At 49.8% G+C, this 25,562-nt stretch carries 22 protein-coding genes; 11 read left to right on the top strand and 11 right to left on the bottom strand.

The genetic code is table 11. From position 1 onward, the window contains the following. Positions 1-7: 7 nt before the first annotated feature. The 4 genes from nagZ to EL143_RS06130 all read left to right on the top strand — a co-directional run bounded on the left by nagZ (position 8) and on the right by EL143_RS06130 (position 2,444). Positions 8-1,093 carry a beta-N-acetylhexosaminidase gene (gene nagZ, locus EL143_RS06145; protein WP_085416614.1) on the top strand — a complete coding sequence of 362 codons (1,086 nt, stop codon included), beginning with the start codon at positions 8-10 and terminating at the stop codon, positions 1,091-1,093. A gap of 165 nt (positions 1,094-1,258) precedes the next feature. Beyond that, positions 1,259-1,453, top strand: a complete 195-nt coding sequence (locus tag EL143_RS06140; protein ID WP_085416613.1) for a YgaP family membrane protein — start codon at positions 1,259-1,261, stop codon at positions 1,451-1,453. A gap of 81 nt (positions 1,454-1,534) precedes the next feature. Further along, positions 1,535-2,059, top strand: coding sequence for a rhodanese-like domain-containing protein (locus EL143_RS06135; protein WP_085416612.1), 525 nt, complete (start codon positions 1,535-1,537; stop codon positions 2,057-2,059). Between the two features lie 73 nt (positions 2,060-2,132). Further along, positions 2,133-2,444, top strand: a complete 312-nt coding sequence (locus tag EL143_RS06130; protein WP_085416611.1) for an ArsR/SmtB family transcription factor — start codon at positions 2,133-2,135, stop codon at positions 2,442-2,444. Positions 2,445-2,501: 57 nt separating this feature from the next. On the opposite strand, the gene EL143_RS06125 is transcribed toward EL143_RS06130, so the two are convergent. After that, entirely contained in the window at positions 2,502-3,695 is a 1,194-nt protein-coding gene (locus EL143_RS06125; protein ID WP_085416610.1) for an amino acid aminotransferase, read from the bottom strand. Positions 3,696-4,023: 328 nt separating this feature from the next. On the opposite strand from EL143_RS06125, the gene EL143_RS06120 reads away from it, so the two are divergent. Next, on the top strand, positions 4,024-4,596 hold the full coding sequence (locus tag EL143_RS06120) for a hypothetical protein (protein ID WP_085416609.1): 573 nt from the start codon (positions 4,024-4,026) through the stop codon (positions 4,594-4,596). An 83-nt stretch (positions 4,597-4,679) separates the two neighbouring features. On the opposite strand, the gene EL143_RS06115 is transcribed toward EL143_RS06120, so the two are convergent. The 4 genes from EL143_RS06115 to EL143_RS06100 form a co-directional block, all read right to left on the bottom strand. Then, on the bottom strand, positions 4,680-5,954 hold the full coding sequence (locus EL143_RS06115; protein ID WP_085416608.1) for a tetratricopeptide repeat protein: 1,275 nt from the start codon (positions 5,952-5,954) through the stop codon (positions 4,680-4,682). 191 nt (positions 5,955-6,145) lie between these two features. Continuing rightward, positions 6,146-8,185: an ATP-dependent DNA helicase RecG gene (recG, locus tag EL143_RS06110; RefSeq protein WP_085416607.1), complete on the bottom strand. Its 2,040-nt coding sequence runs from the start codon at positions 8,183-8,185 to the stop codon at positions 6,146-6,148. Between the two features lie 87 nt (positions 8,186-8,272). After that, entirely contained in the window at positions 8,273-8,734 is a 462-nt protein-coding gene (locus EL143_RS06105; RefSeq protein WP_085416606.1) for an HAD domain-containing protein, read from the bottom strand. Between the two features lie 16 nt (positions 8,735-8,750). After that, a complete protein-coding gene (locus EL143_RS06100; RefSeq protein ID WP_085416605.1) occupies positions 8,751-9,527 on the bottom strand; it encodes a ferredoxin--NADP reductase in 777 nt (258 codons plus the stop codon). A gap of 362 nt (positions 9,528-9,889) precedes the next feature. Between EL143_RS06100 and rng the strand changes: the two genes are divergently transcribed. Continuing rightward, entirely contained in the window at positions 9,890-11,383 is a 1,494-nt protein-coding gene (rng, locus tag EL143_RS06095) for a ribonuclease G (protein WP_085416604.1), read from the top strand. A 92-nt stretch (positions 11,384-11,475) separates the two neighbouring features. Here rng and EL143_RS06090 read toward each other — a convergent pair whose 3' ends face one another. The 3 genes from EL143_RS06090 to grpE form a co-directional block, all read right to left on the bottom strand. Continuing rightward, positions 11,476-12,081, bottom strand: coding sequence for a trimeric intracellular cation channel family protein (locus EL143_RS06090; RefSeq protein WP_009116029.1), 606 nt, complete (start codon positions 12,079-12,081; stop codon positions 11,476-11,478). A gap of 270 nt (positions 12,082-12,351) precedes the next feature. Further along, the gene (gene dnaK, locus EL143_RS06085; RefSeq protein ID WP_085416603.1) at positions 12,352-14,292 is read right to left on the bottom strand and encodes a molecular chaperone DnaK; all 1,941 of its coding nucleotides are present in this window, start codon (positions 14,290-14,292) and stop codon (positions 12,352-12,354) included. Positions 14,293-14,480: 188 nt separating this feature from the next. After that, the gene (gene grpE / locus EL143_RS06080) at positions 14,481-15,059 is read right to left on the bottom strand and encodes a nucleotide exchange factor GrpE (protein ID WP_085416602.1); all 579 of its coding nucleotides are present in this window, start codon (positions 15,057-15,059) and stop codon (positions 14,481-14,483) included. Positions 15,060-15,339: 280 nt separating this feature from the next. Between grpE and yajC the strand changes: the two genes are divergently transcribed. From yajC to secF, 3 genes are all read left to right on the top strand, one after another. Beyond that, positions 15,340-15,639, top strand: coding sequence for a preprotein translocase subunit YajC (yajC, locus tag EL143_RS06075; RefSeq protein WP_009116025.1), 300 nt, complete (start codon positions 15,340-15,342; stop codon positions 15,637-15,639). Positions 15,640-15,714: 75 nt separating this feature from the next. Beyond that, positions 15,715-17,580 carry a protein translocase subunit SecD gene (secD, locus tag EL143_RS06070; protein ID WP_085416601.1) on the top strand — a complete coding sequence of 622 codons (1,866 nt, stop codon included), beginning with the start codon at positions 15,715-15,717 and terminating at the stop codon, positions 17,578-17,580. Between the two features lie 10 nt (positions 17,581-17,590). Next, positions 17,591-18,526, top strand: a complete 936-nt coding sequence (gene secF, locus EL143_RS06065; RefSeq protein WP_085416600.1) for a protein translocase subunit SecF — start codon at positions 17,591-17,593, stop codon at positions 18,524-18,526. Positions 18,527-18,823: 297 nt separating this feature from the next. Here secF and gdhA read toward each other — a convergent pair whose 3' ends face one another. Next, the gene (gene gdhA / locus EL143_RS06060; RefSeq protein WP_085416599.1) at positions 18,824-20,164 is read right to left on the bottom strand and encodes an NADP-specific glutamate dehydrogenase; all 1,341 of its coding nucleotides are present in this window, start codon (positions 20,162-20,164) and stop codon (positions 18,824-18,826) included. Positions 20,165-20,629: 465 nt separating this feature from the next. On the opposite strand from gdhA, the gene EL143_RS06055 reads away from it, so the two are divergent. Next, positions 20,630-21,424 carry a thymidylate synthase gene (locus EL143_RS06055; protein ID WP_085416598.1) on the top strand — a complete coding sequence of 265 codons (795 nt, stop codon included), beginning with the start codon at positions 20,630-20,632 and terminating at the stop codon, positions 21,422-21,424. A 139-nt stretch (positions 21,425-21,563) separates the two neighbouring features. On the opposite strand, the gene EL143_RS06050 is transcribed toward EL143_RS06055, so the two are convergent. Beyond that, the gene (locus tag EL143_RS06050) at positions 21,564-23,774 is read right to left on the bottom strand and encodes a RelA/SpoT family protein (protein ID WP_085416597.1); all 2,211 of its coding nucleotides are present in this window, start codon (positions 23,772-23,774) and stop codon (positions 21,564-21,566) included. A 166-nt stretch (positions 23,775-23,940) separates the two neighbouring features. Next, positions 23,941-24,297, bottom strand: a complete 357-nt coding sequence (locus EL143_RS06045; RefSeq protein WP_085416596.1) for a hypothetical protein — start codon at positions 24,295-24,297, stop codon at positions 23,941-23,943. A 490-nt stretch (positions 24,298-24,787) separates the two neighbouring features. Between EL143_RS06045 and grxB the strand changes: the two genes are divergently transcribed. Next, entirely contained in the window at positions 24,788-25,432 is a 645-nt protein-coding gene (gene grxB, locus EL143_RS06040; protein WP_085417442.1) for a glutaredoxin 2, read from the top strand. Positions 25,433-25,562 lie beyond the last annotated feature (130 nt).

Genomic DNA, 25,562 nt, shown 5'->3' with positions numbered 1-25,562 from the left:
AATACCCATGTATCCCGTCCTCCTCCCCCGCGGCCCCGTGATGGCCGATGTCAACACTTTCCAACTTACCGAGCAAGAAAAACAACGCCTGTGCGACCCTTCGGTCGGCGGCGTGATTTTGTTCCGCCGCAATTTTGAAAACGTGGCGCAGCTTAAAGAGCTGGTAAAAGAAATCAAAGCCTTGCGGTCGCCCGAACTGATTATCGCCGTCGACCACGAAGGCGGCCGCGTACAGCGGTTTATCGACGGCTTTACCCGCCTGCCCGCCATGAATGTGCTCGGCGAAATTTGGGATACGCAAAGCCCCGAAGCGGCCAAAGCGCAGGCCGAGCAAGTGGGTTGGGTATTGGCAACCGAATTGAGCGCGTGCGGCGTGGATTTGTCGTTTACGCCCGTGCTGGATTTGAACTGGGGGCAATGCGCCGTGATCGGCAACCGCAGTTTCCACGGCAACGCCGAAATCGTTACCGAGCTGGCACTGGCTTTACAGAAAGGCTTAAACAAAGGCGGCATGAAATCGTGCGGCAAACACTTTCCCGGCCACGGTTTCGTCGAAGGCGACAGCCACCACGTTTTGCCGCAAGACGACCGCAGTTTGAGCGAATTGGAAGCCGCCGACATCGTGCCTTTCCGCCGCATGAGCGCAGCAGGCATGGCGGCCGTGATGCCCGCGCATGTGGTTTACCCGCAAGTCGATAGCCAACCCGCTGGCTTTTCGGCCAAATGGCTGAAAGATATTCTGCGTGAAGACATCGGTTTCAACGGCGTAATTTTTTCAGACGACCTCACCATGGAAGGCGCATGTGGAGCGGGCAGCATCAAAGAGCGGGCAAAATTATCGTTTGATGCCGGCTGCGACATCGTGCTGGTGTGCAACCGCCCCGATTTGGTCGACGAATTGCGCAAAGGTTTCGAGATTCCGTCCAACCCCGCATTGGCCGACCGCTGGCAATACATGGCGAATACCTTAACGCCCGCCGAAGCCGAGGCTGTGATGACAAACCCCGATTTTCAAGCCGCACAAGCTGCCACCGCACAACTGGCTTCCCCCAAAGACACCGCCGGCGGCGTGAAAGTGGGCGAAGCTTTTTAAGCTCATCGCCTGCATCAGTTGTGAAAATAACCGAATGCCTGTCTGAAACCTACTTTCAGACAGGCATTCACTATGCACGGCAGCTTGACAAAACCGTCATTTAATATATAATTTTTATTATATAAATTTTAAAAAATATTTAACCCGACAACCCGGAGCATTGTTATGAAACGCAACGTAGGCGGCATCGACAAAATCATCCGCATCATCTTAGGCACAGCTTTAATCATTTTAGCGGCAACCAATGTCATCGGCTGGTGGGGCTGGCTGGGCATTATCCCGCTGGCAACCGGTTTAATGTCCAACTGCCTGCTCTACACCCTGCTCGGTATCAACACCTGCCCTACCGATAAGCAATAACCCCGCCATCCATTTAATCGTCATGAACAGCAAACTTCATGGCGATATTTATGTCCAACAAAAGCAGTACAAGGAAACATTATGCCTATTACCACCATCACCGCCGCCGACGCACAAAATAAGCTGCAAAACGGCGCCGTATTAATCGACATCCGCGGAGAAGACGAATACCGCCGCGAACGCATCGTAAACGCCCTGCTGCAACCATTCCCCCAATTGCAGCAGCAGGGCTTGCCCGCCGGAGCGCAACAGGCAGCCTGCGTGATTTTCCACTGCAAATCAGGCATGCGCACCCGAAATGCGGCAAATGCGTTAGCGCAATCCGCCGGCGCCAAAGAAGCATTTATTTTAGAAAACGGGCTGGAGGGCTGGAAAGCGGCCGGTTTCCCAACCCTGTTCAACGCCTCCCAACCATTGGAACTGATGCGTCAGGTTCAGATTGCCGCCGGCTCATTGGCATTGGCAGGCGCCGTGTTGGGTTGGCTTGCATCGCCCGCGTTTTACCTGCTGTGCGCATTTGTCGGCGCGGGCTTGCTAACCGCCGGCCTTACCGGCTTTTGCGGCATGGCGAGGCTGCTGATGCTGATACCGTGGAACCGCCGTTGAGCAGAAATATTCCCAGCCGCCGCACATTCCGCTATACAATCCGCTTTTTTGCTGTTGAACCAAGAGAATCAAAATGGAAGACAAGTTCTCCAAATACACCGAAGCCACCGCTTTTCTCAAGCTGATGGCCAACACCAACCGCTTGGCGGTATTGTGCAACCTGCAGGAACAGCGGCTGAATGTTACCGAGCTGGCCGCCCTCACCGGCCTGCCGCAGGCAGCCATGTCGAACCAATTGGCGCTGTTGCGCGAAGCGGGGCTGGTCGATTGCGAAGTGAACCACCGCGAGCGCTTATACTACATTACCGATAAGCGCGTTACCGACACCATCAAACTGCTCTACTCGTTTTTCTGCGAAGATAACGGAGAAGCAGAAAGCAAGTAACCGCAAACATGCCTGTCTGAACGCTTTCAGACAGGCATGTTTCTTTATGCCGCAGGCTTATTTCAACACCTCTGCAAACGCATTGGCCACATAATCCACATTCGATTCGTTCAAGCCCGCCACGCACATACGGCCCGAAGCCACTAAGTACACCGCAAACTCATCGCGCAAACGCTGCACCTGCTCCGGCGACAAACCGGTATAGCTGAACATGCCGCGCTGCTTGATAAAATAATCAAAGTTTTTGTCCGGCACCTTGCTCACCAACACATCATAAAGCTTTTGCCGCATCGCGCGGATACGGTCGCGCATCGCATAAACCTCGCCCTCCCATTGCGCAAACAGCTCCGGCGAATTCATCACATCCGCCGTTACATAGCCGCCATGCGCGGGCGGGCTGGAATAAATGCGGCGCACGGTAAATTTCAACTGGCCGAACACCAGCTGCGCCTCTTCTTCACTCGGGCAAACCACGCTCAAGCCGCCCACGCGCTCGCCGTAGAGCGACAAATTTTTTGAAAAAGAATTGCTGACAAACAAAGGCAGGCCCATCGACACCGCTTGGCGGATGGCATACGCATCGTCCGCCAGATTTTCACCGAAGCCCTGATACGCAATATCCATAAACGGAATCAGCTTGCGCATCTGCACCACTTCCAACAGCGCATCCCATTGTGCATGGGTTAAATCCACGCCGGTCGGGTTATGGCAGCAAGGATGCAGCAGCACAATGCTGTTTTCAGACAGGCCTAACAAAAACGTCAGCAATTCTTCAAATTTCACACCGCCGTCGGCCGCATCATAATAAGGATAAACACCCACCTCAAAACCCGCACCCTCAAAAATGCCGCGGTGGTTATCCCAAGTCGGATCGCTCACATAAACTTTGGCATCAGGAAACCAACGGCGCAAAAAATCCGCACCCACTTTCAAAGCCCCCGAGCCGCCCAAAGTCTGAATCGTCGCAACCCGGTTTTCCCCCAAAGCCGCACAATCCGCACCAAACAGCAGCTTCTGCACTCCGCTGCGGTAAGCGGCCAAGCCTTCCATCGGGAGATAGGGGCGCGGCTGCGGCACAGCCGCCCGCTTGGCTTCCGCCTGCTTCACACATTCCAATACCGGCAACTTGCCGTGTTCATCAAAATAAATACCGATACTCAGATTCACCTTCCCGCTGCGCGGATCGTTATTAAACGTTTCCACCAAGCTCAGAATCGGATCACCGGGATAAAATTCAACGTGTTGAAACATCATTTCTCCTTAATATTGGAAGTTTTACGGTTTTGATTATACGGGCACAGGCAGCAAAGCGGAAAGCATCATCATATTGTAATCATTACAGCCAAGCCGCTAATATAATCTCAACACCGGGCTGTTACCAAAACTTTACTCTGTAGGCCAATGATTCCATTTCAATCAAATTCGCTAATAAAATCATCTTACTATATTATTACCTTTTACATCTCATAATTTTTTTAACCATACAGCATGCCAAACAGAATACAAAAAGGAACTTTTCCGTTATTATCTTAACTAAATTTGCAAACTCTTTTTTAAATAACAATTATCGGAGTACACAATGAAACAACTGAAAACCTTAGTTCCTGCCGTATTGATGGTAACCGCTTTGGGCGCATGTTCTACATTCGGCAAAAAAGATGAGCCGAAAGCAGAACCCGCACCTGCCACCCAAGCCGCCGCACCCCAACCTGCCGCACCCGAGCAGCCGAAAACTCTTACCGTTGACTCTATCGACGGCAAAAAAGAAGTGGCTTACAAATGCGGCGACAAAGGCCAAAACAAGCTGAACGTAATGTACGGTTTCAAAGGTAACGACGTTGTTGTTGCCCAAGTAAAATACCAAGACAAACTGTCGCCCAACCTGCTGCGCATCGTTGACGACAACGACCAAAACAGCTTCTTCGGCAACGGCATCCGCTGGAGCGCCGGTAAAGCCGATGCAGCAACCGTTGACCAAGTAGACGGCAACATGCTGACCCAAGAAGGCGTTGAAGTGGTAAACGGCCAACAAACCCCCGTTTCCCAGATCGTAACCAAATACTGTGTATTGGATAAAGCGGCAACTGCCAAATTAAACAAAGCAGAAGCGCCTGCCAAAGGCAAAAAACCTGCTAAAAAAGGCAAAAAATAATAAGCGCCTGTAATAACAAATGCCTGTCTGAAAGTTTTCAGACAGGCATTTTTCATGAAACAGTTATTACATAAGTAGATTGATTATAGCGGCGCCACAGTAATTTTGGTCAACCCTCTTTCCACTCCTTTGGAATAACGGCGCGGGATATAAGCGCTCAATCCGCCGTTTTGCACCGTTGTTTCATAAGCACACACCAAGCGCTCCCGCTCATTCACGATTTCTTCATAATTTTCACCAAACTGAGGCGAAATGCGGGTAAACAGCCGCCACAGGATACGGCTGCCTTCAGGCAGGTTAAGCGTGGCGGAAATATGCGAGTTGCCTTCATCGCAGCCGACATGATGGCGGTCGGGATCAAAGTTTTCCCATGTTTCGGGAAAGTCCGCCGCATTCATAAAACCAAACAAGCGGTCATGGGCGCACACGCTTTGGCGCACATAAGGCCAAATGTTTTCACGCAGGAAAAACTGATCGGCAAAATGGCGCGATTCCAAAGGCTTTTTCAGATAGGCCTCAATCTTGCCCCTCATATCCGGCACCGCACCTGCCACCATGCCCCACAAGCCCGCCAAAATCAGCTCGGTGTGCGTACCCGCGTCGCGCATGGTGTGAAACAGCTTGCCGCTTTCCAGCCATGCCGCCACGGCTTTCGCTTCCCTCTGGGAAATCACCGAATCCGCATCGCGAAACAGCACATAAGCCGCATCCGCATCGTCCGCCGCCAGAAAACGCCAAAGCGTACCCGGCCAGCTTTGCAGCGTTTCATCCACCCGCACCACTTCCGCACCCGCCTCTTTCAAACGGCGGGCAACATGCTCCGGCACGCTCCCGTCAATATAAAAGCGGCATACCCAACCCGGATAAACCAGCGGGCACAGTTCGGCATTCATCACGGCCGGTTCGCCATACGCAGAACTTGTGCCGAAAAGCGAGAACGAAATGATTTTTTTGCCCGCTGTCTTCGGTTCGATTTTCGGCAGCTCGGGGCAGGTTCGGCCGTAAATTTCGTCTCTCAACTCCAACGCGCGCAAACCGTATTTGCCGCAACCCGCCCAATCTTTCTTGCCATCATAAGCATGTGACAAAGCATCGTGGGCATTGATGTGTTTCGGGTCGCGCTTCAGCACCTGCTTGGCATACTTAACCGCTTCATCCCACAAACCGCTTTTCACCGCCATCGTTGCCGCATCGCTCAACGGCGCGGTAGCGTTCGGCGCTAATTTATGCGCTTTCAAAGCTTCTTTCATCGCCTGTTGAAACTCGCCCGCCGCCGAATATTCCTTAAAACGGGCGGAAATTTTATTGAGCTGTTGCTGGATTTTTTGCTGCTGCGGCGTGAGCTGCTTCGGTTTCATGGGGAAACTCCGTTAAGATTGAATGCGTTTTCAGACAGGCATTCATTATGCCTGTCTGAAAAGAGATTAGATTGTGTTGAGGTTCGGATTAAATCTTAAGGTCAAACAATGAGTTGCCGAAAGATTCGGCAAAAGCCGTTTGCCTGCAAAAGTTTTCAGGCAGGCATATGAATGCCTGTCTGAAAACAAAACTACACGCCCAAATAACCTTCGCGGCTGCCCAGCCATCTAGCCAGATGCGCATCCACAATGTCCGGCTGCCCGGCAATCAGTTTTGGTGCAATATCGCGCGCCAATTCCAGCAGGCGCATGTCTTCTTCCAAATCAGCAAAACGCAGCATCGGCACCCCGCTCTGCCGCGCGCCGAGAAACTCGCCCGGCCCGCGGATATTCAAATCCTGACGGGCGATTTCAAAGCCGTCGGTATGCTCGTAAATCACTTTCAGGCGCGCTTTGGCCAGCTCGCTCAAAGGCTCGGCAAACAAGAGCACGCAGCTGCTCGCCGCGGCGCCGCGCCCCACTCTGCCGCGCAACTGGTGCAACTGCGACAAACCCATGCGTTCGGCATGTTCAATTACCATCAGGCTGGCATTCGGCACGTCCACACCCACTTCGATAACCGTAGTCGCCACCAACACATGGATTTTGCCTGCGGAAAAATCTTCCATCACGGCCGCTTTTTCCGCCGCTTTCATTTTTCCGTGCAGCAAACCTATATTCAGCATGGGCAAGGCCTGTTGCAGCTCGAGCTGCGTATCCACCGCTGTTTGCAGCTGCAGGGTTTCGCTTTCCTCAATCAGGGGGCACACCCAATATGCCTGTTGCCCTTTTTCACAGGTGCCGAGCACAAACTGCTCCACTTCCGCGCGCCGCAAGCTGTTGACCAAACGGGTTTTTACCGGCGTGCGCCCCGGCGGCAGCTCGTCAATCACCGACACATCCAAGTCGGCAAAAAAACTCATGGCCAGTGTACGCGGAATCGGCGTGGCGGACATCATCAGCTGGTGCACATCCTGCCCTTTGTTTTTCAAGGCCAAGCGCTGCGCCACGCCGAAACGGTGTTGCTCGTCTACAATCACCAAGCCCAAATTCTGAAACTGCACATCGTCTTGAAACAAAGCATGCGTACCGACCGCTATCTTGACTTCACCGCTTTCCAGCAGAGCCTTGGTTTGCTCTTTCATTTTCTTGCGCCCGCTGCCCGTGAGCCAAGCCACGTCCAAACCCAAAGCGCCAAACCATTGTTTGAACTTCATATAATGCTGCTCGGCCAGAATTTCGGTGGGCGCCATCACCGCCACTTGGAAGCCGGCTTCAACCGCGGTCAGCGCAGATAAAGCCGCCACAATGGTTTTCCCGCTGCCCACATCGCCTTGCAGCAGGCGGTGCATCGGGTGCGGCTGCCGCATATCCGAGCGGATTTCGTCCAGCATCCGCTTTTGCGCGCCGGTCAACCCAAACGGCAGATTTGCCAACAGTTTACCGCTCAGACTGCCATCGCCGTGCAAAGGTTTCGCCTGCCCGTTGATACGCTTTTGACGGGCAAACCGCATGGACAGCTGCTGCGCCAGCAATTCATCAAACTTCAACCGCTGCCACGCGGGCAAAGCACCGTCGGCCAAGCGCGTGATGCTGTATTCCGGCGGCGGCGCATGCAACAGGCGCAGGCTTTCGGCCAGGCCGGGCAGCTTCAATTCGGATAATAAAGCGTCCGGCAAAGTATCATGCAGCGACACCGCATCAAGCGCCGTTTGAATGATGCGGCGCAAAGTGGGCTGGTTCAGGCCGTTTACCGTGGGATAAACCGGCGTGAGGCTTTCAGACAGGCCTGTGTTTTCCGCATCCCTGATTTTCGGGTGAATCATCTCATTGCCGAAAAAACCGTGCTTGATTTCCCCCACCGCACGCACCCGCCGCCCCTGCGCCAGCTGCTTCTGGGTGCTGGCATAAAAATGAATAAACCGCAAAAACAACACTTTGCCCGCATCATCCCGAATCTGCACAATCAGCTGCTTGCGCGGCTTAAACTGAACATCCTGCCGCACTACCACGCCTTCAACTTGGCAAGACACGCCCAAAGGCGCATCCGCAATCGGCGTAATATGCGTTTCATCTTCATAACGCAGCGGCAAATGCAGCACCACGTCCCACGCGCTGTGCAAGCCGAGCTTTTCCAGCTTCTGCGCAGCAGTGTCCGTGATTTTCAGCAGTTTTTTCGTTTCAGGCGTCATCGGTTTACGGCATTAACACATTAAAAACAGATACTTTCAAATCCATCCATGCTTTCAGACAGGCATTCCCGATGCCTGTCTGAAACATCAGCATTCCCAAACACGCTTCAACATCAACGCCAAAGCAGGCAAATCATCTTCCGTCAGCCCCGTGCTGTTGTCGCAGAAAAAAACCCTGTCTTTATGCTGATCAAAAAAACCTTCCAAATCATCCAAAGCCAGCCAGCTTTCCCCTTCCCTGCCGTTCTGTTCCAACCAAGCCAGAATCTCACGCTCCCGCACACCCTTTTCCGTCTTTTTGCGGAACACCGGCTTACGGAACACCGGCGTCGCCCCGACAATCCGCCGCCCGAACCCGGGCGAAAACAGCACCTGCAATTCCGCCAACCCGCGCCCTTCCCGCCAAGACGAAGACACCACAACATCAATATCCGCATACTCCGGCCTGCTCAAAAATGCTTCCAACACAGGCACTTGGCTGAAACAATCCGCCTTCTTCTTAAACGGCCACGGATGCAGCACCCCATCAAAATCCAAAAACAAAACCATATTTGCAGCCTTGCGTTTAAAACCCGTTTTCCATCATTATCTGCCCCGGCACGCGGTTGCGGTGCATGGCGAAGCCCATGTCGAGCAGGGCTTGGAAGGTGTCTTTCACCATGGCGGGGTTGCCGCAGATCATGAAACGGGTGTCGGCAGGGGTGAACTGCATACCGAATGCGGCGGCGAGTTCGCCGTTTTTCAAGAGTTCGGGCAGGCGTTTGCCGAGTGTGCCTTCGGTGGTTTCGCGGGTAACAACGGGGACGAAATGCAGTTTGTGGAAATGTTCTTCAATCAGCGGATGCTCGGCAAGGGCGGCAATTCGGTCGTTGAAAATCAGTTCATCGGCATAAGATACCGAATGGGCAAGCGCCAGGCGGTCGAAGCGTTGCCAGATTTCGGGCTGCTCCAAAATGGATAAAAACGGTGCGATGCCCGAGCCAGTGCAGAGCATCACCAAGTCTTTGCCGTCGGGGAAACGTTCGGGCAGCAGGAAGCCTGTGGCGTTTTTGTCGAGCAGAATGGTGTCGCCCTCTTTCATTCCCGCCAATTTGGCCGACATGGGGCCGCCTTGTATCAATACGGCGAAATATTCGAGTGTGTCGGCGTATTCGGCGGAAACAACGGAGTAGGCGCGCCAGATAAAGCCTTCGCCGTCGCGGAATCCGAGGCGGGAAAACTGGCCGGCGGAAAAGCGGTAGCTTTCGGGGCGGGAGATGGCGAATGTGATGAGCTTGGGTGTGTGGTGCTTAACCGACAGAACGGTTTCTTCTGTGTATTTGGCCTGGGGTGGGGCTGCCATGAATATATCCTTTTAATTTATGTGTGTGGTTTTCAGACAGGCATTATACCGAATGCCTGTCTGAAAAGCGGTAGCGCGGCGAAACTTAACATTTCATCGTGCGCCTGCCTGCTTTTTGCTTATTCGCAATAGTTTGCCTGCTGGGTTGCCGCGCCGCCGTAAAAACAGTTGCGTAAAAGCAAATTTCATATGCTCTTTAGATTAAACAAAAATGCCGCTTTGCCAGCGCGCCGCTCTTTTTTATAATAGGCATGCCTGTCTGAAAATACGGGTGGCCGTTTCGCCAAACCAAGAATGTTCTGCCACAGCTTTTTAGTGCGAAGAATCTGCGGCAGAAAATTTTTGAATTCAGAAAGTGATTTATGTTACCCAGCATCCCTTTGCACAAGGATATTGTGCGCCCTCCGGAAACCATTTTGGTCAACATCACCCCGCAAGAGAGCCGTGTGGCGATTGTTGAGGAAAACAATATTTGCGAGCTGCATATCGAGCGCAACAGCGGCCACAGCTTGGTAGGCAATATTTATTTGGGCATTGTGCGCCGCGTATTACCGGGCATGCAGAGCGCGTTTATCGACATTGGTTTGGAGCGCGCTGCGTTTCTGCATATTGTCGATGTATTGGAGCAGCGGCAGAACCCGGATGCCGACCAGCGCATCGAGCATATGCTGTTTGAAGGGCAAACCGTTTTGGTTCAAGTAATTAAAGACCCGCTCAACAGCAAGGGCGCGCGGCTTTCCACCCAAATTTCGCTGGCCGGCCGTTTTCTCGTGCATCTGCCGCAAGACAACCACATCGGCATTTCCCAGCGTATTGAAGACGAAGACGAGCGCAACCAGCTCCGCCAGCGCTTGGAAAACCTGCTGCCCAAAGAAAACCACGGCGGCTACATCATCCGTACCAGCGCCGAAACGGCCACCGATGCCGAACTGCAGGCCGATATCGAATATCTGACCAAAGTGTGGGCGAATATCCAGTACCAAGCCAAAACGCTGCCCGCGGAAACGATGATTTACCAAGACCTGCCTTTGTCGCTGCGCGTGTTGCGCGACATGTTCAGCGACAATACGGTCAAAATCCTAGTTGATTCCAAAGAAAACCACCAGAAAATGTGTGAATTCGCCGCCCAATATGTGCAAGGTGCGGCCGAGAAAATCGAATGGTTCACGGGTGAACGGCCTTTGTTTGAAACCCATAATGTGGAGCAGGAAATCAACCGCGCCCTGCAACCGCGCGTTTCGCTCAATTTCGGCAGCTACCTGATTATCGAATCCACCGAAGCGATGACCACCATCGACGTGAACACCGGCGGCTTTGTCGGCGCGCGTAATTTTGACGAAACCATTTTCAAAACCAACCTCGAAGCCTGCCATGCCATCGCACGCGAGCTTCGTTTGCGCAATATCGGCGGCATTGTGATTATCGATTTTATCGATATGGTGTCGGAAAGCCACCGCGAGGCCGTGTTACAGGAGTTGGCCAAAGCCTTGAGCTTTGACCGTACACGGGTAACGCTCAACGGCTTCACCAGCCTCGGCCTGGTCGAGCTTACCCGCAAACGCACGCGCGAAAGCCTGAACCATGTGCTGTGCGAACCCTGCCCCACCTGCCAAGGGCGCGGCCGCCTGAAAACGCCGCAAACCGTGTGCTACGAAATCCAGCGCGAAATCGTGCGCGAAAGCCGCCGCTTCGATGTGAAGCAGTTCCGCATTCTCGCCTCGCCCGAAGTGATTGATTTGTTTTTAGACGAAGAATCCCAATCGCTCGCGCTGCTGATCGACTTTATCGGCAAACCGATTTCGCTGGCGGTGGAAAACAGCTACACGCAAGAGCAATATGATGTGGTGCTGATATAAGGCATCCATAAACAATGCCTGTCTGAAAGCTTGCGCCGCGCAAAACCTACGTTGCTTGTTTTCAGACAGGCATTGTTGTTGCAACCGTTTGTTTAGAAACGCGGCAGCGTCCAAGCCACCCTGTGCGCCCACAAACGCAAAGCGTAGCCGGCAACCAGCAGCACATTCAACACCAGCGGATTAATCCAGCCCAGCATATTCAGAAAATACATTGCCAGGCTGATGATCACCGCCACCGTACCGTAAAAATCCTTACGCAAAATCATAGGAATATCGTTCACCAACATATCGCGTACAATTCCGCCGCCCACCGCCGTGATAAATCCGAGCATTACCACGCCGAAAATATTCAAGTCCAGCGACAAACCCAATTGCGCCCCGGTAATCGTAAACGCCACCAAGCCTAAAGAATCCGCCCACACAAACACGGCCGCCAGCTCCCGCTTCCTGCTTTTCTGCAACTTAAACAGCCAAGCCAGCAGCAAAGTGATGCCGATAACCACCCATGCCGTGTTCTGGGTAAACACCAGCGGAATGCGCCCGATAATGGCATCACGCATAATCCCTCCGCCCACCGCCGTAAGCAAAGCAAGAATCAGCACACCCAGCATATCCAAACGTTTGCGTACGCCGACCAGATAGCCGGATAAAGCAAACGCAGCAGTGCCGATAATATGGATGATTTCCGTGGTTGTCATAATAACCGAACAGCAAATAAAAAAGGATTAAGGATTATAGTGAATCAACTTAACTTTTGCTACGCCGTTGCCGCGCCTTGCCGTACTGTACTGTCTGCGGCTTGCTGCCTTGTATTAAAAATGTGTTGATTAACTATAGTGAAAACGAACCGGCACAATATCCATGCCTGTCTGAAAAAGTTTTTCAGACAGGCATGATAAAACCGGCTACCCCTATCAACCGATACAAAAAAGCGCTGCTTTTTAAGCAGCGCTTTTTGCATTCAACAATTATTTGTCGTCTTTTACTTCAGTGAAGTCGGCATCTACCACATCGTCATCGGCTTTCTTAGCTGAAGCGGATGCGTCATCCGCCTGACCTGCACCGGCAGCACCTTGGGCTTCCGATTGCGCTTGAGCATACACAATCTCACCCAGTTTTTGACTGGCAGTACCCAAAGCTTCAGCTTTAGCGTCGATTTCAGCCTTGTCTTCGCCTTTAACTGCTTCTTCAGCGGCTTTCACGGCATCTTCGATTTTGGCTTTTTCATCTGCGTCCAACTTATCGCCGTGCTCGTCCAATGACTTTTTCACTGAGTGAATCAGAGCTTCGGCTTGGTTGCGTGAAGATACGAGTTCGGTCAGTTTTTTATCCTCTTCGGCATTGGCTTCGGCATCTTTTACCATGCGTTCGATTTCTTCCTCGCTCAAACCTGAAGAACCTTGGATGGTAATTTTCGCTTCTTTGCCGGTGCCTTTGTCTTTGGCAGACACATGCAGAATACCGTTGGCATCAATATCGAAGGTTACTTCGATTTGCGGCATGCCGCGCGGTGCAGGTGCGATGTCGCCCAAGTTGAAGTTACCCAGCGATTTGTTGGCAGAAGCGCGCTCGCGTTCGCCTTGCAGCACATGGATGGTTACCGCGCTTTGGTTGTCTTCGGCGGTTGAGAACACTTGCGACGCTTTGGTCGGAATGGTGGTGTTTTTGTTGATGAGTTTGGTCATCACACCGCCCATGGTTTCGATACCGAGCGACAGCGGGGTTACGTCGAGCAGCAATACGTCGCTGCGGCCACCGCCCAATACTTCGCCTTGGATCGCTGCGCCCAAAGCCACGGCTTCGTCGGGGTTCACGTCTTTGCGTGGCTCTTTGCCGAAGAAAGCTTTAACGGCTTCTTGTACTTTCGGCATACGGCTTTGACCGCCCACCAGAATTACGTCATCAATGTCGCCCACGCTCAAGCCGGCATCTTTTACGGCTACGCGGCAAGGCTCGATAGAGCGTTCGATCAGGTCTTCAACCAAGCTCTCGAATTTGGCGCGGGTGATTTTCATTGCCAAGTGTTTCGGGCCGGTGGCATCCATGGTGATGTACGGCAGGTTAACTTCGGTTTGTTGGCCGCTGGACAATTCGATTTTGGCTTTTTCGGCCGCTTCTTTCAGGCGTTGCAGTGCCATCACGTCTTGTTTCAGATCAATGCCTTGTTCTTTTTTGAATTCGGAAATGATGTAGTCGATCAAGCGTTGGTCGAAGTCTTCACCGCCCAAGAAGGTGTCGCCGTTGGTGGCCAGCACTTCAAATTGTTTTTCACCGTCCACATCGGCGATTTCGATGATGGAAATATCGAATGTGCCGCCGCCCAAGTCGTAAACGGCAATTTTACGGTCGCCTTTATTGCCTTTGTCCATACCGAAAGCCAATGCGGCGGCGGTCGGCTCGTTGATGATGCGTTTTACGTCCAAACCTGCGATGCGGCCGGCATCTTTGGTGGCTTGGCGCTGGCTGTCGTTAAAGTAAGCAGGCACGGTAATCACAGCTTCGGTAACTTTCTCGCCCAAATAAGCTTCGGCTGCCTCTTTCATTTTACGCAACACTTCGGCAGAAACCTGCGGCGGAGACAATTCTTTGCCTTGCGCTTTCACCCAAGCATCGCCGTTTTGCGCTTTGATAATTTCGAAAGGCATCAAATCGATGTCTTTTTGCACTTCTTTGTCTTCGAATTTATGGCCGATTAAGCGTTTGGCGGCATAAATTGTGTTTTTCGGGTTGGTTACGGCTTGGCGCTTGGCAGGCGCACCCACCAATACTTCGTTGCCGTCTAAATAAGCAATAACAGAAGGTGTGGTACGCGCACCTTCGGCATTTTCAATTACGCGTGTTTGGCCGCCTTCTGAGATAGCGACACATGAGTTGGTTGTACCTAAGTCGATACCGATTACTTTTGCCATTATTTATAGCTCCTTAAAATTTAGAATACTGTTTGGCTCTTACAGCCTTGTTCGGTGTGTTAAATAAGGCTTGCCGATTGTTTTTCAAGTGTGGATAACTACTTTTTAATGAAATTTAATAACTAATCAATCCAAGCAGTTATACACATTTACTGCTTTACCTGATGACCTCTTTAATCAGAAGTTAATCAGGCTTCCCCACCTTTGGCTACGGTTACCATCGCAGGCCGCAATACACGGTCGGCCAATGTATAACCTTTTTTCATAACATTAACGACGGTGTTCGGCTCTTGATCGCTCTCTACCATCTGCATGGCTTGGTGGTGGTGCGGATCAAGCTTGTCGCCCGGTTGGGGGGTGATTTCTTTAATTTGGGTTGCATCAAACGCTTTGTTTAATTCATTTAGCGTCATCTGCACACCCATTTTCAATGCTTCAAAGTTGCCGCTCTGATCCAGCAGCGCCATTTCCAGATAATCTTTTACCGGCAACATTTCAGCCGCAAATTTTTGCCCTGCGAATTTATGGGTAGCCAAAATTTCTTCTTGATGGCGGCGGCGCAGGTTTTGCTCACTTGCCAAGCCGCGCAGCTGCTCTTCTTTTAGCTGCTCTTCAAGCGCTGCTACTTTGGCTTGCAGCTCTTCATAAGTGGGCGGTTCTTGGTTTTCTGCCGGTTCGGGTTGCTGCTCTGCCGATTCAACGTTATCCACGCCGTTTTCCACATTTTCGGCTGAATTTTCTTCTGGGTATTGGGTTTGTTCTGTCATGTTTCGTCCCTTACGGAATAAAGAGGAAAATTTCATAGCGTTCTCTATAAAACGATGCACCTTATATAAGGCTCCCTTCCCGGGTTTCAAGAGGCGCTTTTTCTATCACGCCGCATCATGCCTGTCTGAAAGCCTTTTTCAGGCAGGCATTGGTAAATGAACGATAATAAATGTGGAAATTTCTTGGAAAAAAGCGCCTTGCCCTTTAAAATAAGAACCAAAGTGCGGCTATCTGACAATAGATAGCTTGTTTATTGATAATTGAATATATGGATAACAAATGATTGAATTTGCCTACGCCGCAGATGCTGCCGCCCAACCCAACATGCTGATGCAGTTTGCTCCGCTGATTCTGATTCTTGTGGTTTTCTATTTTCTGATTATGCGCCCCCAACAGAAAAAATTTAAAGCCCATCAAGCCATGTTGGCCGAACTGAAAAGCGGCGACCGCGTATTGTTGGCTTCCGGTTTCGTAGGCCGCATCGTTCGCTCCGATGATAAATTTTTTACCGTTGAAATCGCCAGAAATGTTGAGGTTCAGGTAGAGCGCAACGCTGTTGCCAGCAAGCTCGAAGCCTAATCTTTATTATCAGGCCGCAGCCGGTGCATACCGGCCTTGCGGCTGTTTGTCTTTATAAACCATGAAGATTGACTTATGAACCGTTATCCGCTTTGGAAATACCTGCTGATTCTGACCACCATTATTTTGGGGTTGCTCTACACTATACCCAATTTTTTCGGTGAAACGCCGGCCGTTCAAGTTTCCACCAACCGGCAATCGATCGTTATCAGCAGCCAAACAGAAAACCGCATCAAAGCGGCATTGCAACAAGCCAACATACCTTCCGACGGCATATTGATTGCAGACAATTCGCTGCGTGTAAAGTTTAAAGATACCGACACGCAAATCAAGGCCCGCGACGTTATCGAAAAAACATTGGGCGACGGCTATATCACAGCTCTAAACCTGATTCCCAACAGCCCCGACTGGATGGCCAAAATCAAAGCCAATCCGATGTTTTTGGGCTTGGACTTGCGCGGCGGCGTGCATTTCACCATGCAAGTGGATATGAAAGCCGCGATGCAGAAAACCTTTGAACGCTACGCAGGCGACATCCGACGCGAACTGCGCCGTCAGAAAATCCGTGCTGGCAATATCGTTCAAAGCGACAACAACATCGCCGTTCCTTTCCAAAACGAAGCCGATCTAAACAAAGCTCAAAAAGAGCTGCAAAAAATCTTACCCCAAACCACACTGACCAGCGACGGCAACCGGCTGATTCTCACCCTGTCTGAAGAAGTGGTTAACCAAATCCGCTCCGATGCGGTCAAACAAAACATTGCTACCCTGCACAACCGCGTCAACGAGCTGGGCGTGGCGGAACCCGTTATCCAGCAGGCAGGTGCCGACCGTATTGTGGTGCAGCTGCCCGGTGTGCAAGATACTGCGAAAGCCAAAGACATTATCGGCCGCACCGCCACACTGGAAGTGCGTATGGTCAATGATGATCCTGTTTTATTCCAGCAGGCGGTTTCCGGCAATGTGCCTGCCGGTTATGATTTGCTGTATACCGGCGGCGAACAACCCCATCCCGTATTGGTCAACCGCCAGGTCGAGCTGACCGGCGACAACATCAATGATGCCCAACCCAGCTTCAATGAAAACGACCAACCTGCCGTGAGCATTAATTTCGACAGCACCGGCGCTGCGATTTTTGCAGACCTGACCCGTCAAAATGTGCAAAAACGCATGGCCATGGTATTGATTGACCAGGGCAAAGCGGAAGTGGTTACCGCGCCTACCATTAACGAACCGATCACCGGTGGGCGCACCATCATTTCCGGCAGCATGACCAGCGCAGAAGCCCATGATATTTCTCTGTTATTGCGCGCGGGCTCTCTGGCCGCTCCGATGGAAATCGTGGAAGAACGCACCATCGGCCCTTCTATGGGTAAAGAGAATATTGAAAAAGGCTTCAATTCAACTTTATGGGGCTTTTTGGTAGTAGCCGTGTTTATGGTGGTTTATTACCGCGTATTCGGTATTTTTTCAGTGGTTGCACTCAGCGCAAACCTATTGTTTCTGATAGCTATTTTATCAGCCCTACAAGCAACTTTGACCTTGCCCGGCATTGCGGCCATCGCCTTGACGCTGGGTATGGCCATCGACTCTAACGTGTTGATTAACGAGCGTATCCGCGAAGAATTAAGGGCAGGCAAAAAAGCGCAAACTGCCATTAATGAAGGCTACAAACACGCTTGGGCAACCATTGTCGACTCAAACATCACCTCGTTAATCGCCGGCCTCGCCTTACTGATTTTCGGCTCGGGCCCGGTTCGCGGTTTTGCCGTTGTGCACTGTATCGGTATTCTTACCTCAATGTATTCTTCGGTAGTGGTTTCACGCGCCCTGTGTAATCTTTGGTACGGAAACCGCAGAAACTTGAAGACCATTGCTATCGGTATTAAAAATCCGGTTGCCGTTAAAGCTGCAAACGTAGATGCTGCCGATACAGAATAAGGAGTAATTCATGGAACTGTTTCACTTTAAACGCGACATTCCGTTTATGAAATACGGTAAGCTCACCACATTTATTTCCTTGCTTACCTTTGTACTTGCGGTCTTTTTCCTGTTTACCAAAGGCCTGAACTTTTCCGTAGAATTTACCGGCGGCACGGTAATGGAAGTGCAGTACAGCAAGCCGGCGGAAATCAACAAAGTGCGGCAAGATTTAAACGTACTCAAGCTTGGCGAAGTGCAAGTGCAAGCTTTGGGCAGCAACCGCCATGTGATGATACGGTTGCCGAATAAAGAAGGGGCAACTTCCGCAACCCTCTCCAACCAGGTAATGAACATCCTGAAAAAAGACGATCCTCAAGTGAGCTTGCGCCAAGTTGAATTTATCGGCCCGCAAGTGGGTGATGAATTGGTACAAAACGGTTTGATCGCCTTATCCATTGTGATTATCGGCATCATCATGTACCTCTCGGTACGGTTTGAATGGCGGTTTGCCGTATCTGCCATCATTGCCAACATGCACGACGTGATTATTATTTTAGGCTTTTTTGCATTCTTCCAATGGGAATTCTCTTTGACCGTATTGGCCGGTATCCTCGCTGTTTTAGGCTATTCGGTTAACGAATCGGTTGTGGTATTCGACCGCATCCGTGAAAACTTCCGAAAAGGCAGTATGCGCAATAAAAGCGTGCCCCAAATCATCGACAACGCCATCACCGCCACCATGGGCCGCACGGCCATTACACACGGCTCTACCGAAGCCATGGTGCTGGCCATGCTGATTTTTGGCGGCAGCGCGCTACATGGTTTTTCTTTGGCGCTGACCATCGGCATCATATTCGGCATCTACTCATCCGTATTAGTAGCCAGCCCCTTATTGATCATGTTCGGCCTGAGCCGTGAGAACTTGGCAAAACCTCAAAAGGCCAAAGAAGAAGCGGTGGTATAAAGGGCACAGCCCCGCAACCGACGCAGCATGATGCCTGTCTGAAAACGATTTTCAGACAGGCATTTCTATTATTTCGATATTCGGCACCAATGCTCATAAATCAAAAAGCCGGCGCCTTCCCGTCATGCTCATGTTTGACCCGTATATCTCCAAACTTTTCTGAAATTTAAGATACTCAGAAATTTTTAACGTGATAAATCCGATCAATATAAAGGTAAATTTAAAATGCCTGTCTGAACAATTCAGACAGGCATTTACAGTGCAATCGCGCTTTCCGGCGCTATTGATGTTTAGCTGTTACACGATACCTTGTGCCAACATAGCATCTGCTACTTTCTTAAAGCCGGCGATGTTCGCACCATTCACATAGTTGACATAGCCGCCTTCAGAGCCGTTGGCCAGGCAATTTTCATGGATGTTTTCCATAATGTTGAACAGGCGTTGATCCACTTTGCCTCGCTCCCAAGACAAGCGGATATTGTTTTGGCTCATCTCCAAACCCGAAGTGGCCACACCGCCTGCATTAGAGGCTTTACCCGGCGCATAAAGGATTTTCGCATTCACAAATGCTTCAACCGCCCCTAAAGTGGAAGGCATATTGGCACCCTCCGCCACGCAGAAGCAGCCGTTAGACAACAAGGTTTTAGCATTGCTTTCATCCAATTCGTTTTGCGTTGCGCAAGGCAGGGCAACATCGCACACCACTCCCCACGGTTTTTGGTCGGCAAAATATTGCAAACCTTGCTCTTTTGCATAAACAGACAAACGTTCGCGGCGGACTTCTTTCAGTTCGATCAAAGCGGCCAATTGTGCTTCGGTCATACCCTGGTCGCCAAAAAGTACAAAGCCGTTGGAGTCAGAAACAGTCAGCACTTTTGCGCCCAATTGGATGGCTTTTTCGGCAGCATATTGCGCCACATTACCCGAACCGGAAACCACCACTTTCTTGCCGGCCATGCTGTCGCCTTTGGTTTTCAGCATGCTGTCTGCAAAATAAACCGTGCCGTAGCCTGTTGCTTCAGGGCGGATCAAGCTGCCGCCGTAGCCCAAGCCTTTACCGGTCAACACAGAAGTGAACTCGTTGGCAATGCGCTTGTATTGGCCGAATAAGTAACCGATTTCACGCCCGCCTACACCGATATCGCCCGCAGGCACATCAGTATTGGCGCCGACGTGACGGTAAAGCTCAGTCATAAACGCTTGGCAGAAGCGCATCACTTCTCCGTCGCTCTTACCTTTCGGGTCAAAGTCAGAGCCGCCTTTACCGCCGCCCATAGGCAGAGTGGTCAAAGCATTTTTAAATACTTGCTCGAAAGCCAAAAATTTCAACACACCCAAGTCTACAGTCGGGTGGAAGCGCAAGCCGCCTTTATAAGGACCGATAGCCGAGTTCATTTGAACGCGGTAGCCGCGGTTAACCTGCACTTTGCCTTGGTCATCCACCCAAGAAACACGGAACATAATCACCCGCTCAGGCTCTACAAGACGCTCCAATAAACCCTGGGCGGTATATTTAGGATTTTTCGCCAAGAAAGGAGCCAAACTGCCAAACACTTCTTCAACTGCTTGGTGAAATACAGATTGGTTGGGGTCGCGTTTTTTGATTTGTTCGAATAGATTATTTAGATTTACCGACATGGTATTTTCCTTAAGATGAAAGAGAGGTTAACAAAGCTGTGAAATAAATTTACAGTACCTATAAATATAAACCTGTTACATGGCTTTGCCAAGAAAAAAATACGAAAAATTGTCAACATTTTAAATTTGCATCATTTCCGGTTTTGGCAGTTAACAATCCAAAAAATTTCTATTTGATAGATTATTTTAAAATTTATTCAAAATTAAATTTAAAAACTCATCCAAATAAACATCCGGAAATTTTTTTTCAAAAAAACCAACATAAATTTGACTTAAAACAGATAAATTAAATGCCCATTATTCTCATAGAAAAGCACTCGGAAAATCCACGCAACCGGTCAATCAAACAATTTCTCCGGCCCCAACCAAGTAATAAAACATCTATATTTTACTGACCGAATTAATAGCAATGTTACAATACCACTTTATCTGCCACCCCTTCCCTCAAACCACCAAAGGAATATTATGAAAGCCTACCAAGATCTGATGCGCCATGTACTCGACCACGGCACAGACAAAGCCGACCGCACAGGCACAGGCACGCGCTCGGTGTTCGGCTATCAGATGCGTTTTAATTTAAGTGAAGGCTTTCCGCTGTTGACCACCAAAAAGCTGCACTTACGCTCCATTATTCACGAACTTTTATGGTTTTTAAAAGGCGATACCAATATCAAATATCTGAAAGACAATAATGTTTCCATTTGGGATGAGTGGGCGGATGAAAACGGCGACCTCGGACCGGTTTACGGCTACCAGTGGCGAAGCTGGCCTGCGCCCAACGGCAAACATATCGATCAAATTTCCAACCTGATCCAACAAATCAAGAGCAATCCCGACAGCCGCAGGCTGATTGTTTCTGCTTGGAATCCCGCGCTGGTGGATGAAATGGCTCTGCCGCCCTGCCACACCATGTTTCAATTTTATGTGGCCGACGGCAAACTTTCATGTCAGCTTTACCAACGAAGTGCCGATATTTTCTTGGGTGTGCCGTTCAACATTGCCAGCTATGCTTTGTTGACCATGATGGTAGCGCAGGTTTGCGGTTTGCAACCGGGTGAATTTATCCATACATTCGGCGATGCCCATCTTTACAGCAACCATTTCGAGCAGGCAGAACTTCAATTAAGCCGAGAGCCCCGCTCCCTACCTCAAATGATGTTGAACCCGAATGTCAAAGATTTGTTTGAATTTAAGTTTGAAGATTTTGAATTGAGCGGCTATGACCCGCATCCGCATATCAAGGCTCCGGTTGCCGTATAAACCTGAATGTATTTTAAGCAGCCCGAAAACTTAATCATTGGTTTGACTATAACAATGCCTGTCTGAAAGCTTGGCTTATCACAAGCTTTCAGACAGGCATATTCCATTAAGCGGTTACAGCTCGTACCGACTTATTTTCTCACAAACGCGTTACGCTCAGCACACCTTTAACTTCACTCAAGCTGGCCAACACACGCGGCAATTCGTTAACCTGCTTCACTTCCAGCGTAAACCGCATGCTGGCTTCCAAATCACGGGATTGGGTTTGAACGGCGGTAACATTGATTTTATGACGCATCAACGTTTCGGACACATCGCGCAATAAACCGCTTCTGTCTTGCGCACGCACCTCGATATCCACCGCAAACACTTGTCCGTCTTGTATCTGCGCCCAGGAAGCCGGCAGCACTTTATCGGGAGATTGCTTGGCCAAATGCTGGAAAGACGGGCAATTCGGGCGGTGAACCGAAATACCGCGTTCGCGCGTAACAAAGCCGATAATGTCATCGGGCGGTGCCGGTTTGCAGCATTTGGCCAAGGTGGTAAACAAGCCGTCTTCACCGTCAATGAGAATACCGTTTTTATTGTCCGACTTAATTTTCGAACGCTTGACAATGCTGGTTTCGCTCACTTGCACAGGCGGCGGTTCGTTCAACATGCCGCAGGCTTTCTGTATCGCGCGCGGCGTGATTTCGCCCTGACCGATGGCGGTATACAGATCGTCGATTTTTTTGAACCCGAGCTTCTCGCTCAACTCTTGCTGATTAGGCTTGGGCGAAGTTTTGGCCAATACTTTTTCAAACTGCGCTTTGCCGTTCTCGCGCACGGCCTCTGCATTCTGCTGGCGGATATAGGCACGGATCTTGCTGATGGCCCGCGGGCTTTTTACCCAGCCTTCATAAAGCCAGTTTACCGACGGCGCGCCTTCTTTCGCGGCAATGATTTCCACGCGCTGGCCGTTTTCCAGCGGTGTGGAAAGCGGCACAATCTGCCCGTCTACCTTCGCTCCCCGGCAGCGGTTACCCAAATCAGAGTGCAATGCGTAAGCAAAATCTATCGGCGTTGCGCCTGTCGGCAACGAAAACACTTTTCCGTGGGGCGTCAGCACATAAATCGTGTCGTTGAACAATTCGGTCTGGAAAGCGGAGGCAAGATCTTCCTGATCGCTTTCGGCCATATTTTCACGCCAATCCAAAAGCTGACGCAACCATGCGATTTTCTGCTCGTAAGCGTTATCGCCCTTCCCTCCCTCTTTATAACGCCAGTGCGCCGCCACACCGAATTCGTTGAACTGGTGCATTTCAAAGGTGCGTATCTGCACTTCCACGCCTTTGTCTTCCGGCCCCACAATCACGGTATGCAGGCTTTTATAGCCGTTGCCTTTCGGATAAGCAATGTAGTCGTCGAACTCACCCGGTATCGGCTGCCACAAACTGTGCACAATGCCGAGCGTGGTGTAACACTCCGGCACGGTATCGACCAAAATCCGCACGGCCCGGATATCATACAAACCGTCAAAACCGATCTTCTTTTTAACCATTTTTTTATAAATGGAATAGATATGCTTGGGGCGGCCGGCCACATCGTAATGGATATTGTATTTGTCCAGCTCGGCGCGCAAAATATTGAGAAAATTTTCAATATATTCCAAGCGCTCGGTACGCTTTTCATCCAACAGATTGGCAATTTCTTTATATTTTTCAGGATTTTGATGTCTGAAACCCAAATCTTCCAGCTGCCATTTGAGCTGCCATACGCCCAAACGGTTGGCCAGCGGGGCAAAAATATCCAAGGTTTCTTTGGCTATCGCCCGTTTTTTTTCACTATCAGGCAAACGGCATAAATATTGCATTGTGCGGGTGCGCAGCGCCAGCTTAATCAACACCACCCGGATATCCGACACCATAGCCAACAGCATTTTCCGCATTGTTTCGGCCTGCTCCGCCCGCTCCTCAGGTGTAGCCAAGTTATCGACTTTGGCAAAATGCGTCAGCTTTTGGATTTCATCGATACCTTTCACCAAATCACATATTTGCTTACCGCACGTTTCGGTAACTTTCTCCTGCCAGTTTTCGCAAAAAGAGGAAATATCCGTGAGGATGGTGGCTGCCACGGCATCCGGCAGCAAGTCCATCTCAGAAACCATTTGAGCCGCACCCAATAAATTGCTGATCAGTAATTCTCCGGTATGCGTTACAGCATTTTCGGGATAGCATTCTTCGGCCAAAACCAACGCCGATTTCAACAGCTTTTGATGGTTTTCAGACAGGCCTTTGAGATAAATATCAAACCATTCGCGATATTTATCCAAATCCATAGCGAGACTGCTTACGTTGGATATGCTTGTCATGGTTTTTTCCCGATAGTGTTTCTGAGGAAGATTATTGTAGCGTTAAGCATTCGCTAAATCCAGCCGCAGGCAAGCCGGCAGCACTACATACAAACCATCTTTCAACAAACGGAAAAATCCGACCATGATGCACAGGGTCGGATTTGTCATTGGAAATACCGGTTGGTTAGCCTAAGTTGCGCTCTACTTCAACCAAAGAGCGGCGGGCCAGCGCCAGATTGGACTTGGATTTATCCAATACGGAATAAAGGAACAAACCGTCGTGGTTTTTCAACGGGCGGAGCAAATGGTATTGCTTGCCCAAAGTGATCAGAATATCTTCGATAACATCATCCATGCCCAACATTTTCATGGTTTTCATTTTAGAAGAAACCACCTCGGTATTACCGGCAGCCGCAATTTCCAAATCTACGGAAGGCGAACCGCCACCTGCCAAAAGCATTCCGCTGGCATAATCAACCACAGCAGCAGCAATAGAACCATCAACGTTCAACATTTCTGATACGGCTTTATCATAATTCATAGGATTCTCCACTCAAATATTATAAAAAACACATTTAATGATGCTGCAAGCCTGAAACAACCTTTTATCGAATCAACCGCATTGCTTCATTCCTGCTTTAAACCGGCGTGAGCAAGCTTTACTCTGAAAAAATCTATACGCATTAAGCTTGTAGCTCTGATACTATGTTGTAAGTATAGGGCGGCACACGAAAGTTGTAAAATTTTAATTGCTTAAAATTTAAGCAAATTCCGCCCAATGGCAACCGATTGGCATATTTCCGCTTATCCAATAAAAATGCCGTTTATTTAAACCCTTTAAAATCTGTTGAAAAAACAAACGGTAACAATATAGACAAGCAACAGCAAATCCTGTTTGTAAAAAAATGTTTATTTTATTTATTTTGAGTTTATTTTCAATACATTTAATTACAAATTAAAATATTTCAAAATTAATTTTTAATTAAGTTATATTATTTTTGTAAAATCCATTATTTTTTAGGAGACGCATGATGAAATTGTATATTTATGACCATTGCCCTTTTTGCGTACGCGCGCGCATGGCTTTCGGGCTGTTTGATGTTGATGCGGAACAGATTATTTTAGCCAATGACGACGAAGACACGCCTATCGGCATGATCGGTGCAAAACAGGTGCCCATTCTGCAAAAACCCGACGGTTCGTTTATGGGAGAGAGTTTGGATATTGTGCGCTGGGTCAGCGAATATGCCGGCCAAACGTTAACGCAAACCATCCGTCCTGAAATCCAAGCATGGTTTGATAAGGTAAACGCTTATCAAAACAAGCTGGTTTGGCCGCGTAATATCAAATTGGGACTGCCCGACTATCCCACTCAATCGGCAATTGATTATTTTGTGAAGAAAAAAGAAGCAACTATCGGAAAATTTGAAGAGCATTTAAACAATACGCCGCAATATTTGGCTGAATTGCATACAGATTTGGCGGAGCTGGAAAAGCTGGTCGTATCAACCGAGGCGTTGGCAGGAGAATTAAGTATGGAAGACATAATTATCTTCCCTGTTTTGCGCAATCTGACTATGGTTCGCGGTTTGGCGTTACCGGAAAAATTGCTGGCTTATGTAAACAACATGTCGAAAGCAGCAAAAGTGCCCTTGTATTTTGACCGCGCTTTATAAAGAACCGGTTTAATCAATATGTTAGGTACAAGGCCGTAGCAAATTAAGTTGATTTGCTCATGATTAGGCGCGATTGTTACTAACCGTCTGATTCTAATAGAACAAATGCCTGTCTGAAAGCAAAAAGCTT

Origin of the sequence: Neisseria canis, from assembly GCF_900636765.1 — a bacterium.
GTDB classification, from domain to species: Bacteria; Pseudomonadota; Gammaproteobacteria; order Burkholderiales; family Neisseriaceae; genus Neisseria; species Neisseria canis.
The sequence above is the reverse complement of the archived record's forward strand: the minus strand, read 5'-3'. Positions and strand labels throughout refer to the sequence as shown.

What these genes read in the sequence shown, in the direction of transcription:
- nagZ (WP_085416614.1), top strand. Translation starts at nt 8, where the DNA reads ATGTATCCCGTCCTCCTCCCCCGCGGCCCCGTGATGGCCGATGTCAAC.
- EL143_RS06140 (WP_085416613.1), top strand. Translation starts at nt 1,259, where the DNA reads ATGAAACGCAACGTAGGCGGCATCGACAAAATCATCCGCATCATCTTA.
- EL143_RS06135 (WP_085416612.1), top strand. Translation starts at nt 1,535, where the DNA reads ATGCCTATTACCACCATCACCGCCGCCGACGCACAAAATAAGCTGCAA.
- EL143_RS06130 (WP_085416611.1), top strand. Translation starts at nt 2,133, where the DNA reads ATGGAAGACAAGTTCTCCAAATACACCGAAGCCACCGCTTTTCTCAAG.
- EL143_RS06125 (WP_085416610.1), bottom strand. Translation starts at nt 3,695, where the DNA reads ATGTTTCAACACGTTGAATTTTATCCCGGTGATCCGATTCTGAGCTTG.
- EL143_RS06120 (WP_085416609.1), top strand. Translation starts at nt 4,024, where the DNA reads ATGAAACAACTGAAAACCTTAGTTCCTGCCGTATTGATGGTAACCGCT.
- EL143_RS06115 (WP_085416608.1), bottom strand. Translation starts at nt 5,954, where the DNA reads ATGAAACCGAAGCAGCTCACGCCGCAGCAGCAAAAAATCCAGCAACAG.
- recG (WP_085416607.1), bottom strand. Translation starts at nt 8,185, where the DNA reads ATGACGCCTGAAACGAAAAAACTGCTGAAAATCACGGACACTGCTGCG.
- EL143_RS06105 (WP_085416606.1), bottom strand. Translation starts at nt 8,734, where the DNA reads ATGGTTTTGTTTTTGGATTTTGATGGGGTGCTGCATCCGTGGCCGTTT.
- EL143_RS06100 (WP_085416605.1), bottom strand. Translation starts at nt 9,527, where the DNA reads ATGGCAGCCCCACCCCAGGCCAAATACACAGAAGAAACCGTTCTGTCG.
- rng (WP_085416604.1), top strand. Translation starts at nt 9,890, where the DNA reads ATGTTACCCAGCATCCCTTTGCACAAGGATATTGTGCGCCCTCCGGAA.
- EL143_RS06090 (WP_009116029.1), bottom strand. Translation starts at nt 12,081, where the DNA reads ATGACAACCACGGAAATCATCCATATTATCGGCACTGCTGCGTTTGCT.
- dnaK (WP_085416603.1), bottom strand. Translation starts at nt 14,292, where the DNA reads ATGGCAAAAGTAATCGGTATCGACTTAGGTACAACCAACTCATGTGTC.
- grpE (WP_085416602.1), bottom strand. Translation starts at nt 15,059, where the DNA reads ATGACAGAACAAACCCAATACCCAGAAGAAAATTCAGCCGAAAATGTG.
- yajC (WP_009116025.1), top strand. Translation starts at nt 15,340, where the DNA reads ATGATTGAATTTGCCTACGCCGCAGATGCTGCCGCCCAACCCAACATG.
- secD (WP_085416601.1), top strand. Translation starts at nt 15,715, where the DNA reads ATGAACCGTTATCCGCTTTGGAAATACCTGCTGATTCTGACCACCATT.
- secF (WP_085416600.1), top strand. Translation starts at nt 17,591, where the DNA reads ATGGAACTGTTTCACTTTAAACGCGACATTCCGTTTATGAAATACGGT.
- gdhA (WP_085416599.1), bottom strand. Translation starts at nt 20,164, where the DNA reads ATGTCGGTAAATCTAAATAATCTATTCGAACAAATCAAAAAACGCGAC.
- EL143_RS06055 (WP_085416598.1), top strand. Translation starts at nt 20,630, where the DNA reads ATGAAAGCCTACCAAGATCTGATGCGCCATGTACTCGACCACGGCACA.
- EL143_RS06050 (WP_085416597.1), bottom strand. Translation starts at nt 23,774, where the DNA reads ATGACAAGCATATCCAACGTAAGCAGTCTCGCTATGGATTTGGATAAA.
- EL143_RS06045 (WP_085416596.1), bottom strand. Translation starts at nt 24,297, where the DNA reads ATGAATTATGATAAAGCCGTATCAGAAATGTTGAACGTTGATGGTTCT.
- grxB (WP_085417442.1), top strand. Translation starts at nt 24,788, where the DNA reads ATGAAATTGTATATTTATGACCATTGCCCTTTTTGCGTACGCGCGCGC.